General features: G+C 69.3%; 8 protein-coding genes and 2 pseudogenes. 3 read left to right on the forward strand and 7 right to left on the reverse strand.

The genetic code is table 11. The features are described 5' to 3' along the window. Nucleotides 1-265 precede the first annotated feature (265 nt). Nucleotides 266-655: pseudogene (locus IF00_RS47005) on the forward strand (tyrosine-type recombinase/integrase); the annotation flags it as partial. Between the two features lie 99 nt (nucleotides 656-754). On the opposite strand, the pseudogene IF00_RS47010 reads toward IF00_RS47005, so the two are convergent. The 7 genes and pseudogenes from IF00_RS47010 to IF00_RS0118095 form a co-directional block, all read right to left on the reverse strand. Beyond that, a pseudogene (locus IF00_RS47010) lies at nucleotides 755-1,230 on the reverse strand (IS5 family transposase); the annotation flags it as partial. Between the two features lie 326 nt (nucleotides 1,231-1,556). Then, nucleotides 1,557-5,396: a S8 family serine peptidase gene (locus IF00_RS0118070; protein ID WP_030319268.1), complete on the reverse strand. Its 3,840-nt coding sequence runs from the start codon at nucleotides 5,394-5,396 to the stop codon at nucleotides 1,557-1,559. A gap of 213 nt (nucleotides 5,397-5,609) precedes the next feature. Further along, complete coding sequence (locus tag IF00_RS0118075) at nucleotides 5,610-6,617, reverse strand: helix-turn-helix domain-containing protein (protein ID WP_030319270.1); 1,008 nt, start codon at nucleotides 6,615-6,617, stop codon at nucleotides 5,610-5,612. Between the two features lie 96 nt (nucleotides 6,618-6,713). Further along, nucleotides 6,714-7,349: an SRPBCC family protein gene (locus IF00_RS0118080; RefSeq protein WP_030319272.1), complete on the reverse strand. Its 636-nt coding sequence runs from the start codon at nucleotides 7,347-7,349 to the stop codon at nucleotides 6,714-6,716. Nucleotides 7,350-7,436: 87 nt separating this feature from the next. Further along, a complete protein-coding gene (locus IF00_RS0118085; RefSeq protein ID WP_030319273.1) occupies nucleotides 7,437-9,824 on the reverse strand; it encodes a xanthine dehydrogenase family protein molybdopterin-binding subunit in 2,388 nt (795 codons plus the stop codon). Nucleotides 9,825-9,829: 5 nt separating this feature from the next. Further along, nucleotides 9,830-10,366, reverse strand: a complete 537-nt coding sequence (locus tag IF00_RS0118090; protein WP_037638518.1) for a (2Fe-2S)-binding protein — start codon at nucleotides 10,364-10,366, stop codon at nucleotides 9,830-9,832. Beyond that, entirely contained in the window at nucleotides 10,366-11,235 is an 870-nt protein-coding gene (locus IF00_RS0118095) for an FAD binding domain-containing protein (protein ID WP_030319275.1), read from the reverse strand. Before IF00_RS0118095 ends, IF00_RS0118090 begins: the two co-directional genes overlap by 1 nt. 137 nt (nucleotides 11,236-11,372) lie before the next feature. Between IF00_RS0118095 and IF00_RS41340 the strand changes: the two genes are divergently transcribed. Further along, nucleotides 11,373-12,446 carry an XdhC family protein gene (locus tag IF00_RS41340; RefSeq protein WP_245234560.1) on the forward strand — a complete coding sequence of 358 codons (1,074 nt, stop codon included), beginning with the start codon at nucleotides 11,373-11,375 and terminating at the stop codon, nucleotides 12,444-12,446. Nucleotides 12,447-12,468: 22 nt separating this feature from the next. After that, nucleotides 12,469-13,746 carry a TetR/AcrR family transcriptional regulator gene (locus tag IF00_RS43825; protein WP_158710479.1) on the forward strand — a complete coding sequence of 426 codons (1,278 nt, stop codon included), beginning with the start codon at nucleotides 12,469-12,471 and terminating at the stop codon, nucleotides 13,744-13,746. Nucleotides 13,747-14,154 lie beyond the last annotated feature (408 nt).

Below are 14,154 nucleotides of genomic sequence, written 5' to 3' on the forward strand. Positions count from 1 at the left end.
TCGCTGGAACAGTTCCCACAACTCGTCCGGCACCAGCCGCTCAACAATCCCCGCCACGAGCCCGCACCCTACCGGCTCCCCAAATGAGATGGCCTCTAAGAGAATCCTCCTGGACGCCCACCGCAAAGGCGGGATCACCGACGACCCCTTCCAGGGCGTTATCCCACCGGAGTACATACCCAACCGGATCACCATCCCCACGCTGGAGGAGATCCACGCGCTCAAGGCGGTTGCGTCCGAGGCGCTCGTCGTCATCATCGACCTGATGTCCGGGTGCGTACACCGGAACGGAGAGGCGTACGCAGCCAACCTCGAAGGGATGGTCGCGGACGACGGCTACCACATCACCGAGCAGATCGAGGGGAGGACCCGCCAGTGCGCCCCGTTCAAGCACCGGAAGCCCGGCGAGTTCCGCGAAGTCCCGATGCCGGCCACAGTCCGGGAAACCTTGCTCAGGTATGCAAGGGGCGCCGGCTCGGACCAGAGCGGCTTCCTCCTCCGCACTCAGCGCAACCCCTACTGGTCGCACTCGACGCTCGATTACCAGTGGAGCGCAGCAAGGAAACGTGCGGGCATCACGCGGAAGCTGAATCCGTACTCGCTGCGCCATTTCTTCGCCTCGAACCGCCTGTCCAACGGCATCCCGATCGCTGACGTAGCCGAATGGATGGGGCACTCGAACATCAACATGACGTACCGCATCCATCGCCACCTGATGCCCGCATCAATCGGCCGGGCGGCCAAGGCACTTGAGTACGGAGGCGGCGGTGACCAGGACGGTCAACACCAGTCCGAGGGTGTCGGTGATCAGGTGACGCTTGCGCCCTTTGATCTTCTTGCCGGCGTCGTGCCCTGACTGGTCTCGGCGACGTTGCCCGAGGTCTTCACGCTCTGCGCGTCCACTACGGCCGCGGATGGCTCCACCGTTCGGGCTTCGCCCGGCAGGTTCTGTCCCGCAGCAATTCGTGCACCTGCTCGGTGGTTCCGTCCGCCTCCCACTTGGCGTAGTAGTCGTAGACCGTCTTGAACGGCGGGAAATCGTGCGGCAGGTAATCCCACGGGATCCCGGTGCGGTTGACGGAGAGGATCGCGTTCACGATCTCTCAGATCATGCACCCGCGCCGCCGTCCCGGGCCCAGAGCGGGCCGCCCTCCAAGCAACGAACACGGGCTCGATCAGCGCCCAGCGGGCATCGGAGACGTCACTGCGATACGCACGCCGAGCACTCATACTCCGGCCAACGACCAACGAGTCGTGCAGTCACAAGAACATCCCAAAACACCAACTACTTAGATCAGATGCCCTCGCTGCGTGATCCACATCGTTCGGAACGCCGGCAGCGATCGAGCGCTGCATACAACACGCTGACGGCCGGGTCCCGGTCTGCGGACGGCCTCTTTCGCTCGACCGGCTGGGGTGTCTGTGGGCGATGAGACAGGTGGCGAGGCGCGTATGCGGCCGTCCGACGTGGCCAGTTGCCGGACCGGCACGTGGGTCCCCCGCCGGATGTCACCGCCCGGGGGGCCCACTTTGCATGCGTGTTGCTCAGTGTCGCCCTACTTGAGGGCGTACGCGCGGGTGATGGTCTGGACGGTGCGGCTGCCTGCCGCGTCCCAGGCCTCGGTCTTGAGCGTCACGTACCCGTTGGTGTCGGCGAGCTTGGGGTGCCAGAGCAGCGCCTGGAAGGAGTTGCTGTCCTTGCGCAGCACCTTGGCGGACTTCCAAGTGGCTCCGTCGTCATACGACACCGACACCTTGGCGCCGGCCATCGCGGCGGAGCCGGTCCAGCCCTTGGCCCTGGTGCCGTCCACGGTGAAGGTGAACGGCAGGCCTGCCCGCGCCTGGTTGAGCTCGTTCAGCGGCAGGTCGTAGTCGAGCAGGACCACCGGCATGGGCTCGCAGACGTTGGGCTTGGGAATGAACGCCGTGTCGCAGTCCTTGACGGCCATGGTGGTCGGTGCCGCCTGGCTGAAGTTCCACTCGGTGCGGATCTGGCGGCCCAGGGTGACGCCCGGGACATCGGTGGCGAGCTTCTGGTCGAGCACGTACCGGTAGTCCGCCTTCTCCGGCACCAGCTGACCGAAGCCGGTGATCGGCTGCCCGTTGAGGTAGAAGCTCCAGGTGTTGGTCAGGCCCCGCAGGGTGTGGGTGGGCTCGTTGTCGGCACCGCTGCCGCCGGGCAGCTTCTGCCAGACGTCGGTGCGGCAGAACACACACGGTCCGAATTCGTACGGTGACAGGCGCGTCGGACCGGCGAACCAGCTGCGGGTGTAGGTCTTGCCCGGTGTACCGAAGGTGCTCCGCAGATCGGCCATCGTCCAGGTGGAGGTGTGGAAGTTGGCCCCCACCGACGGCATATAGGAGACGCCGGTGCCCGCCAGGAAGTGGTCGTCGCGGCTGGTGCCCTGGTAGAGGGGTTGCCCGTCGCTGATCGCGGTCCACTGCTTCGGACCCCAGGCCGGCAGGTACTCGGCACCGAGGCGTCGTGCTCCGTCGGAGTGGTACGTGTTCCTGACCTTGGCGAAGGCTCCGACGGCGACGGTCTTGGCGAGGTCGGCGGGGATGTGGTCGTCGGTGAAGTGCGGCGCGTAGGTGTAGCTCGACTCCAGGACGCCCTTCAGGGCGATCCGGACCGTGCCCTTGGCCAGCAGTGCCTTGAGGCCGGCTGCGTTGTCGTACGTGGCGTGGGCGACCGGGACGGCCTGGCCCGCGGGAACGCCGCTGCCACTGGGACCCGGGTTCGCGGGCGCCACGATCACCGCGGCGGCCCCGGCGGCCGCGGCCCTGACGGCCTGCTCATCGGCCTTGGTGACGTCGGCCACGGAGACCAGGACAGTCTTGCCGTTGACGTCGGCACCGGAGAAGTCCTGCTCGGTGCCCGCGCCGAGGTCGACCAGTTCGGTGCGCTTGGTGCCCTCGAACCGTTTCGCGAGAACCGAGGACTTCAGCGGGATGCTGAGGCGCCCGGGGCTGGTGACCTCCAGCTGTACCAGCGGCTCGCGCCGGTGCAGGAAGGTCTCCACCCGCAGTGCACCGGAGGTGGCGCCCGCACTGGGAATGGCGCCGAACTTGGTGTCGGACCTGTTGGCGGACCCGCTGACGCCGACGAAGTTGGAGTGGCTGTTGATCGTGCCATCGTCGCGGACGATCTGCAGTGCCACCTGGCCGGACTCCAGCGGCCGCTTATCACCGTCGATCTTCACGCTGAGGTCGGTGGCGGTGGTGCCGTCGACGGTGAAGCTCTGGTCGCGGTCGGCGACTTCGATGTTCGGGGCGGTGAAGAGGTCTGCCGCATGGGAGACCGCGCCGCCGGTGGGGGCCGCCGAGAAGACCGAGCCCTCGACGGAGTAGTGGCCGAGCGGCACTGACAGGGTGACCGCGCCGGTGTCGTACAGCGTCCGGGTCTCCCAGACGGTGTTGTCCAGCCCGTGCAGGGTGAACTTGAAGGCCCGGGGGGTCTTGCCGAAGCGGTCGGTGACGTTCAGCGTGACGTCGTGCTGTTCGACGGCGGTGGCGAAGCCGAGTGCGGCGTGCACCGACTCACCGCTCGTGGCGGTGGCGGTGACGGAGCCGCTGTACAGCCCGGTCGCCAGACCGTTGGGGTCGAGGATGACGTTCACCTCGGCGGTGGAGCCGGCCGGGACGGCGAGCCGCCCGTCGGACAGACCCGCTCCCGAGAGGGACAGCGAGCCTGCGGGGACCTCGGTGCCGCTCGCGTCCTCGGCCGACGCGGCCAGGGCAACAACAGTGTCGGTCGTGGCGTTGTTGCGGAGCCTCAGGGTGCGGGTCCGCTTCTCGTACGTGTCCTTCTGCCACGGGATGATGCGGAAGTCGGCCGTACCGGACAGCTCCAGCGACGGGTCGAGCGCGGCTGGGATGTCGACCCGGCCGTAGCCCTGCTGATAGACGGTCTGCCCGGCGGCGGACTTGGCGTGCGCGGTCAGTGCCTCCTTGATGCGCTGCCCGGACCACTCGGGGTGGCGCTGCTTCAGGATCGCGGCGGCCCCGGACACGTGCGGGGTGGCCATCGAAGTGCCGTTGGCCGAGGTGTAGTTGGCGTCCACGGGGGTGCCCATGGCGGTGCCGGCCGCGCGGGCGGCGACGATGGCCACACCCGGCGCCGTGATCTCCGGCTTCATCGCCATGTCGCCGAGCCGCGGGCCGCGGCTGGAGAACGGGGCGAGCTCGTCGGACTTGTCGACGGCGCCGACGGTGAGGGCCGCGTCGGCGGCGCCGGGGGTGCCGAGGGTGCTGTCGCCGGGGCCGCTGTTGCCCGCGGCGATGACGAACAGGGTGTCCGAGGAGGCGCTGAGCGAGTTGACCGCGATGGTGAGCGGGTCTTCACCGGGAGCGTCGTCGCCGCCGAGGCTCATGCTGACGATGTCGGCTCCCTGGGCGACGGCCCACTCCATCCCGGCCAGGATGCTGGAGGTCGGGCCCTGGCCGGTGTTGCTGAGCACCTTGCCGATCAGCAGGTCGACGCCCGGGGCGACGCCCTTGTGCTTGCCGCCGGAGTTGGCGCCGCTGCCCGCGACGGTGGCCGCGACGTGGGTGCCATGACCATGGCCGTCCTGGACCCCCTGACCGCTGATGAAGCTCTGGCTCCCGACGATCTCCGACTTGATGTCGGCGTTGTTCAGGTCGGCACCGGTGTCCAGGACAGCGACCTTCACGCCCTTGCCGTCGTACCCCTTGCCCCAAGCCTCCGGGGCGCCGATCTGCGGCACACTCTGATCCAGCGCGACCTCGGCCTTGCCGTCGTACCAGAGCTTGGTCACCCCGGCCGCGCCGGGCATCGTCGCGCCGCGGGCCTTGCCCGCCTTCGGATTGACGGACTGCCAGAAGTCCTTTGCGTACTGCTTGTGGACGTGGACCGAGGACAGCCCGAGCCGGGGCATGACGCGCATGCTCTCGCTGCCCGGCAGATCCTCGGACTTCACTCGCAGCGCCGCGGCGTCCGGCGCGCCCTGGAAGTCGACGATGGCGGGAAGTTCGGCGGACTCTGTGTCGGCGTATCCGTCCCGAATCAGCCGGCTGACATTGAACAACTCGCGGTCCACCGTGCCCGAGGCGAGCGCCGTCGCCGTGACGTCCGGGTAGACGTAGACATCGCCGTTCTGGCCGCTGGTGGACTCGAAGGTCTTGGAAGTCCCCTCTGCCGACTGGACCTGCACCGCCTGACGGCCGCCGGGCTCGGTGGTGAGCGAGACGGTGTCGCCGGTGATCAGGGTGACGGCCGATGTGGTCGCCCCCTGCTGCAGAACCGACCGATCGCTCAGGTCCTGGGGTGTCGCTGCGGTCGCGGTCGGGAGCTGGCTCGTCAGTGACAGTGCGACTGTCACCGCGATCCCGCTGACGAGGGCGTTGCGCCGTCGTCTGAGGCGGGCTGTCTGCATCAGGTGTCCTTTCAAGAGCTCAACGAATGGGCGCGTCAAGGCAGTTGATGTCTGAAGAGTCCCGACCGAACGTCCGGCCGATGACGCGCCAACCGGAACCTAGCTGTCCGGTCAGGGAGCCATCCAGAGCCCGAGTGGCGCATACATGCCAACTGGCGCATCATCGCCAGTTGGCGGCATGACGGTGACCCGCCGAAGGGGCCAAGGACCGCCCTATGCGGAGGTGTTCGTTTGCGTCCGATCTACGCCGGATGGGGTGATCCAGCCCCGCTCGGACGCCTGCCAGCCCAGTTGCATGCGGCTCGAGGCGCCGGCCAGGTCCATGAGGCCGCGGATTCGGCGGTTGACCGTCCGCTTGCCGATGTCCAGTTGCCGGGCGATCGCGTCGTCGGTCAGACCGGAGAGCAGCAGGATCAGGAGCTGGATCTCCGCACCCGAGAGTTCGTTCCTGCCGCGTGTGTCGGCAAGCCGCGGGTCCAGAGGGAGTGCCGACGCCCATGCAAGTTCGAAGAGTGCGATCAGGGCATCGAGCAGGGGCCCTCGGTGGATCTGGACGACGGCACCCGGCGGCCTCCCGCCGTCTGTCCGCAGTGCCACAAGGGCGGCGGATCTGTCGACGATGACGAGTTTGACGGGGACCCTTCCGAGCACACGAGCCTGTTCACCGGCATCCGCATACAGGCGCATCTCCCCCTGTGCGCCGTCCTCCTCGATCGCGGCGCGGTCGTACACCGTGCGGTAGCGAATGCCTGCGGTCAGCTGTTCGAGCTCGGCCGCGTTGACGTCCTCGTCCACCAGATACGGCGCCGTGTCGAAGCGCAGCACCTCCTTGCGCGCGCGGCGCTGGATCTGTTCGTACCGCTGCGCCAGCGTCTCGTCCGGCACGATCTCGGCGATCTCCTCCAGAGAGGCGGTCCCGGGCGCGGTGCGGTACTCCTTGGTGAGCTGCCTCAGCACACCTCTGACGGATTTGAGTTCGTTCATCCGCAACTGCAGCAGCGTTTCGCCGGCAATGTCCGGTGGGGCGGGTATGAGTTGCGCGGGCCGGTCGTCGGTGATGGTGACGAGGCCCTTGTCCGCGAGCCCTGTCAGCGCCTCGTCGAGGTGTTCGCCGCTCAGCCCGAGCAGCTGCCGCACGCGGTTGACCCGGCTTCGGCCACACCCCACCAGCAGGTGGTACACCTGAGACTCGGCCGTGCTCAGGCCCAGCGCCTCCAGCATGCATGTCCTTTCTTAGCCGATTCCTTGCGAGGCTTCTGTGCGGACGGCTCCCCCAGGAACCGTGGTCCGCGCCCGGGGCGACTGCGCCGTAGGGTTTCATCTGCGGGAGCGCCGCCTCAGCGCATGGATCATCACCACCGCGAGCAGTACGGCCGCCGTGGGTGCCGCGGCCTTCCTGAGCAGCACGGGCAGCGCCGCCGCACCGAGGTCGATGGCTTCCGGCTCGGTCGCGCGTCGGCCCTGGAGGGTGTCCGCTGTGCCCGTCGTGTGCACCGCGGACGCGGCAGGCCCGGCGTCCCGCAGAAGGTCTTCGAGTCGGGTGGCGAACTGCCGGACTATGCGGTCGCCGACCTCGGTCATGATGCCCCGGCCGAACTGTGCCGGCCGGCCGGTGATGTCGAGGTCCGTGCGTACGCGCACCAGGGTGCCGGCCGGGTCGACTGTCAGCGTCGCGGTGACCAAGGCCGACGCGGTGCCCGCGCCGCGGGTCTCGCTCCCGCTGAGGTCGAGGAGCATCGAGCGGGCGGCGGCGTCGCGGGTGACGGTGCCCTCGCCGCGGTAGCTCATCTGCACTGCGCCGACCTTGACCTTGACGCGGCCGGTGAACGAGTCGCCGTCGAGGGTGTCCAGCACGGCGCCGGGCATACAGGGCGCGACCCGGTGGAGTTCCTGGAAGAGTTTCCAGGCGTCGTCGGGGTGGGCCGGGACGGTGAAGGAGTGATCGAGCTGCATGGTTGTCCAATCAGGGGGCGACCGGCCGGGGACGGCCGTGGATGCGGAGCCCGTGCAGGTGCGGGCGGGCTCAGGTGCGGGGCGGACTCAGGTGCCGGCTGCCGTACGGATCAGTGCGCGCACCCGACTGGGTGAGAGGGGGCCGCGTCGTACGACCGCGCCGAAGGGGCGCAGCGCGTCCTCGACGGCGCCGGCGAGTACGGCCTGGGGGGCGATCGCGCCGCCTTCGCCGAGTCCCTTGACGCCGAGGTCGTTCATGGGGCTCGGGGTGAAGATCTCGTCCATGTCGAGGTCGGGGATCTCCGAGGACGTGGGCACCAGATAGTCCATGTAGGTGCCGGTGCGGGGCTGACCGTCGGGGCCGTAGACCATCTCCTCGTACAGCGCTCCGCCGATTCCTTGCGCGATGCCGCCGGTGACCTGTCCTTCCGCGATCATCGGGTTGACGATGTTGCCCGCGTCGTGGACCACGACGTAGTGCAGGATCTCGATCTCGCCCGTGTGTTCGTCGACCTCGACGACGGCCGCATGCGCTCCGCTCGCGACCGCGAAGCCCGGTGGGCGGAAGTGCACGGTCTCGCTGATCTCTGTGCCGTGCCGGCCGTCGGTGGGTTCGGGGGTGCCGGGCAGCGGTGCCTTCCCGGCCAGTTCCGCCAGGCTGATGGACGGGCCGCCCGGTTCCTTGGCCCGCACGATGCCGTCGCTCAGGTCGAGGCAGCCTTCCGCGACACCGAGGCGGCGGGCTGCCGCTTCGACGATCTTCTCGCGGACGAGCCGGCCGGCCCTGTGGGTGGCGTTTCCGGCGTTGACCAGGGCGCGGCTGGCGATGGTGCCGACGCCGAACGGGGTGGCTTCGGTGTCGCCGCCGATCACGTCGATCACATCGAGCGGCACTCCGATGGCATCGGCGGCGATCTGCGCCATGGAGGTGCGGTGGCCCTGCCCCTGGGACGGGGCGCCGATGGCGAGCCGCACCCGTCCGCTGGGAGCGATGTCTATGCGCGCGGTCTCGAACGGTCCGAGGCCGGTGGCCTCGATGTACATGGCGAATCCGATGCCGACGTGCTTGCCGTCGCGGGCGCCTTCGCGTTGTCGGGCCCGTACCTGATCGACGTCGGCCTTCGCGACGGCGCGGCGTAGGAGTTCGGGGAAGTCCCCGGAGTCGTAGGACTGCGGTTTGCCCGAGCGGTCCACCAGGCCGGTCGCGTACGGCATCTCGTCGGGCCGCACGAGATTGCGCGCCCTCAGCTCCTCGGGCTCGATGCCCAGTTCTGCGGCCAGCCGGTCCATGGCCCGTTCCATGGCGAAGACCGTCTCCGGACGTCCGGCTCCCCGGTAGGGCGTGGCGAAGGCCGTGTTGGTGAGCACGCCGACGACGTCTATGTGCACGTTCGGGACGCGGTAGGGGCCGAGGAGGTGGCACAGCGAGTTGTACGGCACGACCAGCCCGGTCATGTTGTACGCGCCGAAGTTGACGGTGATGCGGTCGCGTACCGCGATGAGGCGGCCTTCGGCATCCGCGGCGAGTTCGATGCGGTGGATCTGTTCGCGGGCGTGCGAGGAGGCGGTCAGGTTCTCGTTGCGGTCCTCGCGCCACAGCACGGGGCGGCCGAGGTGACGGGCGGCGTGCGGGATGAGGAGTTCCTCCACGTAGAGGATGCCCTTCTGGCCGAAGCCCCCACCGACGTCGGCCGCGATGACGTGGACCGTGGCGGGTTCCAGGCCGAGGGTGTGGGCGATGGCGTCCCTCAATCGGTGCGGGGTCTGGGTGCCCGACCAGACGATCAGTCGGCCGCTGTACGGATCGACCTGGGCCGAGATCGCGCGGGTCTCGATCGGCGAGGCGACGTACCGGTGGGCCTCGAAATGTTCGCTGACCACGGCGTGCGCGCCTGCGAACGCCTCATCCGGGTTGCCGACGCGGGTGGCGACGGCGACTGCGGTGTTGTCCGGCAGGTCCTCGTGGAGTCGGATCGCGCCCTCGGTCAGGGCATGTTGGGGGTCGACGAGCACTGGCAGCGGGGCGTACCGCACCTCGACGAGTTCCAGGGCGTCCTCGGCCAGGTAGCGGTTCTCGGCGAGGACGACGGCGACGGGCTGGCCGACGTAGAGGACCTTGTCGCGGGCGAGCAAGGGCATGGGAGTCATCCGGACCAGCGGGTCCAGGAGTTCGGCGAGGCCCGGCGGGGTGCGCAGTTCTTCCTTGTTCAGCATCGCGGGCAGGTCCCTCACGTGGTCGCCTGTCCACACGGCGACGACGCCTGGTGCGGCCAGGGCCGCGGTCACATCGACCGACTCGATGCGGGCGTGGGCGTGCGGGCTGCGCAGGAAGGCGGCCTCGACGGCGCCGGGGAGGGCGATGTCGTCGACGTAGCGGCCGTTGCCGCGCAGCAGCCGGTCGTCCTCGACGCGTGGGACGGAACGGCCGATCCAGCCGCCGTCGCCGGACCGGGCCCGGCCGGAATCGTGGGACATGCGGGTCACTCCCCGAATCGCTCGTCGAGTGCCTGGCACACGGCACGGCGGATGTTGCGGTAGCCGGTGCACCGGCACAGGTGCCCGCTGAGCGCGTCGGCGACCTGTTTCTCGTCGGGGCGCTCGTGCTGTTCGACCAGGGCGGTCGCCGTCATGACGAATCCGGGCGTGCAGAAACCGCACTGCATGCCGTGGCACTCGTGGAAGGCTCGCTGCACCGGGGTGAGTGGGGCGTCGGCGGGGGCTAGGCCCTCTACCGTGCGGAGCTCGGCACCAGCGCATTGCACAACCAGGGTCAGGCAGGTGCGCACCGGCTTGTCGTCGACGAGAACGGTGCACGCCCCGCAGACTCCGTGTTCGCAGCCGACATGGGTGCCGGTGAGGCCGAGCCGGTCGCGCAGGAAGTCGCTGAGCAGCAGCCGCGATTCGACCTGGGCGGTGACAGGCCGTCCGTTGACGGTGAGGCTGATCTCGTGCCAGGCGGAGGGCTCGGCGAGCGGCGGTGTGCGCGCGCCGAGCGGGGCGGGGACCGAGGGGGTCATCAGCAACGCTCCCAGGCGGTGGTGCAGGCGCGGACGAGGAGGTGGGCGGCGCCCTCGCGCCGGTACTCGGCGGTGGCGTGGACGTCGTCGGAAGGGGTGAGGCGGGAGAGTGCGGCGTTGGCCGCTGCGGCGACAGCCTGCTCACCGATGTCGCTCCCCACGAGCGCATCTTCCACAGCGGGCAGTCGTACGGGGACGGGGCCGGCGCCGCAGAAGACCACGCGGGCGGCGCGGCAGGTGTTGGTGGCGGTGTCCCGTTCCAGGACTGCGGCCACGCCGACGGTGGCGAAGTCGCCGTGTCTGCGGGTCAGTTCTTCGAATGCCCAGCCGTGGTGTGCCGGGGGCAGCGGGAAGACGACCTCGGTGAGGAGCTCGTCCGCTTCGACTGCCGTGGAGAAGGTGGCGACGAAGAAGTCCTCGGCGATGACCGTACGGGTGCCCCGCGGACCCGTGATCACGAAGCGGGCGTCCAGGGCCAGTGCCGCGGTGGGCAGCTCTGCGGCCGGGTCGTGGTGGGCGAGGCTGCCGCAGACGGTGCCGCGGTTGCGAATCTGAGGGTGTCCGATGTGGCCGATCGCGGCGGCGAGCAGCGGCCATCCGTCCCGTACCGCGTTGTCCGCGGCGGCGTGGGCCTGCCGTACGGCGGCTCCGATGCGGAGGTCGCCCGACCCGTCCACGTGGAGCCGGCCGAGTTCGGGGATCCGTGTGATGTCCACGAGCACCTCGGGCCTGGCGAGACGCATGTTCAGCATGGGGATCAAGGACTGGCCGCCCGCCACGACCTTGGCCTCCCGCTCCTCGTCGGCGAGGAGGGCGACCGCCTCGCCGACGGTGCTGGGGGCGGTGTAGTCGAAGGGTATGGGTTTCAACCTGCTGCCACCGGACCTCTCGTGTCGTCGCGCCGTGGCATTCCACACGGGCCAACTTATCTAGTACCTTAAATGATTCACATTAAAGCTTCTTCTTGGCAAGAGGTTGCGAGAGATTTCAGGCCCGTGGAGGCGACATGCGACACGTCATCGACCAGGCAGCCGCCTGGCAACGCTCCGGAACCCGCTTCGCCATGGCAACCGTCGTGCGGACCTGGGGCTCGTCCCCGCACGGTCCGGGTGCGTCGATGCTCGTGTCCGAGGAAGGCCGCATCGTCGGCAGCGTCTCCGGCGGCTGCGTCGAAGCCGCCGTATGCGCGATCGCGGAGGAGGTGCTCGCGGGCGCCGCCCCTACGCTCGAACGCTGGGGGGTCGGTGACGAGGACGCCTTCGCGGTGGGCCTGACCTGCGGCGGGACGATCGAGGTACTGGTCCGCGAGGTGGGTGCGGATGTACCGCTCAGTCGACTCGCCGCCGACATCGCGGCCGGCGTACCAGTGGCCCTGGTCACCCCCGTCGACGGCAGCGGCTTCCTGACCGTCGGCTGCGGGAGGGCAACCGGCTCCCTGGGCGACCCCCGGACGGACCGGGCGGCGACCCTGGCCGCCGAGGGCATGCTCCGGCGCGGCGCCAGCGGACTCGTGACCAGCGGGAACGACGCGACCGAGGAATCCGCCTGCGCGCCGGAGCGTGAGCTCCTGGTGCAGTCCTTCGCCACGCGACCACGCCTGCTGATCTTCGGCGCGGTGGAGTTCGCCCGTCCCCTGGCGGACATGGGCGCCGCACTCGGGTACCGCGTGACGGTCTGCGACGCCAGGCCCGCCTTCGCGGTGGCCGAGCGCTTCCCGAGGGCCCACGAGGTCGTCACCGAACGACCCGACCGCTGGTTCCGCGCCCATGAGCACCTGGTCGACGCTTCGTCCGCGGCATGTGTGCTGACCCATGACGCACGGTTCGACGTGCCGGTTCTCGACCTCGCCCTGCGTAGTAGAGCCGGGTACGTCGGAGCCATGGGCAGCCGCCGGACGCACGCGGACCGACTGGAGCGGCTGCGTAGAGCGGGCACGACCGAAGCGGAACTGGCACGGCTGCGCTCGCCGATCGGCGGCCGAGATCGTCGCGGTACTGCGCGGCGGCACCACCCTGCCGCTCACCTTGCGAACCGGCCCGGTACACAAAGTGTAATCTTTTTTGAACGACTGTTTTTATGAACACTCGTTTAATCTGTACTGCGTGGATCCGAAGAACAAGAGCCGTCGACGATCGGCCGCAAGCCCCAAGCCGGAAGCGGAAACCGGCCGGGGAACAGGGCAACCGCCACCGCGCCGTCCCGGCTCCCACAACCCGGAGCGCAATCGCCAGGCGGTCCTTGACGCGGCGCGGCGACTCTTCGGCGCACACGGCTACAAGGGCGTGGGCGTCCGAGCCATCGCGGCCGAGGCGGGAGTGACACCCGGCCTGGTGATGGCGTACTTCGGAACCAAGGACGGCCTGTTCCGTGAGGCGGTGGCCGGCGGGTCGGGCATCACCGACGACGTGCTGTCCGCCGCAGCGGACAGCACGGGCGAACTGCCCGCGACTCTGGCCCGCGCCTACCTCAACCGGTGGGATCACCTGCCGGTCGACGACCCCTGGCCCGCATTGATCCGCTCGGCCGTCAACCACCCGCCAAGCGCCGAGCTTCTGCGCACGATCCTGGAGCAGCAGGTCGGCGAACCCCTCGCGCGCCTACTGGGCGACTCGGCCGACGCGGAGGCGCGTGCCGCCGTCATTCGGAGCGTCCTGTTCGGCGTGATCATGGAGCGCTACCTCTTCGCCCATGAACCGGCGGCCTCCGTGCCCACCGAGGAGCTCGCTCCTGCGTTGACGGACGTGCTCACCACCGCATTCGGCAACGCCCTCGACCTCGCTCCCCCACCTGCGCCGGGCGGCGCCACCGACGGCGAGGAAGGATCCGTTCGCCCCGGCGTCGCCCGCTCCACAACGGGCTCCGAGGACACCTGGCCGCACTCGGAGCCCGTACACCCCGAGCATCTGCGCCCGGCGCCCGCTACCCGGGCGGCGGACAACTCCCCCGCAGCCGTGTTCGCACGACTCAACGAGTGCGCCGCTGCTCACCAGGAACTGATCAGCAGGACCGTCCGCGAGTACGGCATCAGCCTGCCCGCCTACGACGTGCTCGCCGCCCTCCACGACGCGGGAGAGCCCTACCGCCGGACGACGGGCGAAGTGGCAGCGGCCGACAGGGTCCGCGCGGGCGGTCTCACCCAGCACGCGGACCGTCTGGAGGCAGAGGGGCTGATCCGGCGCGAGCGCGACGCGGACGACCGCCGGATCATCCGGCTGTGTCTCACCCCGGAGGGTCTCGCACTGGCCGAGCGGATCTTCGCCGTACGGTCGGCCCAGGAGCAAGAACTGCTCGCCGGACTGGGCTCGGCAGACCGGCGCCGGCTCTCCGGGCTGCTCGGAGCCCTGGGGCGAACGCTGGGGGCCGGGGTCCCGGAGAAATGACGGCAGCCGGCAATGGCGGTTGCCGTCATACGTGTCCGATCCGCACAGCACGCCTGGAGAGCCTCCGTTCTTCCGGTGAGGACGATGTCAAAGGCTGCCGAGGCAGGGAGGAGCAAACACTCGGCTTCCCAGGCAATACAGGGGCAGAGGCGATCGGCCTGTCGAGCCGCGTCCATCGGGCACTCGTCCCACGCAGGAGCAGTTCCGCCACACGGACGAGTGACAGCGCCGGGTGCAGGGTGAAGAGCCTGCGCTCAGTCCGTCCGTCTCGACGCAGGTGCCGATGAGGATGGTCATCTGCGTTCTGCTCCGGCATTTGTCGTGTGAGGCACATGGGCTCACGAGATCGTGCGACTGTGGGATATCTGCTGGTTGTGAGCACGTGTTGACGGATCCGCATCGAAGACC

Source organism: Streptomyces flavochromogenes (assembly GCF_000717595.1).
Taxonomy (GTDB): domain Bacteria; phylum Actinomycetota; class Actinomycetes; order Streptomycetales; family Streptomycetaceae; genus Streptomyces; species Streptomyces flavochromogenes.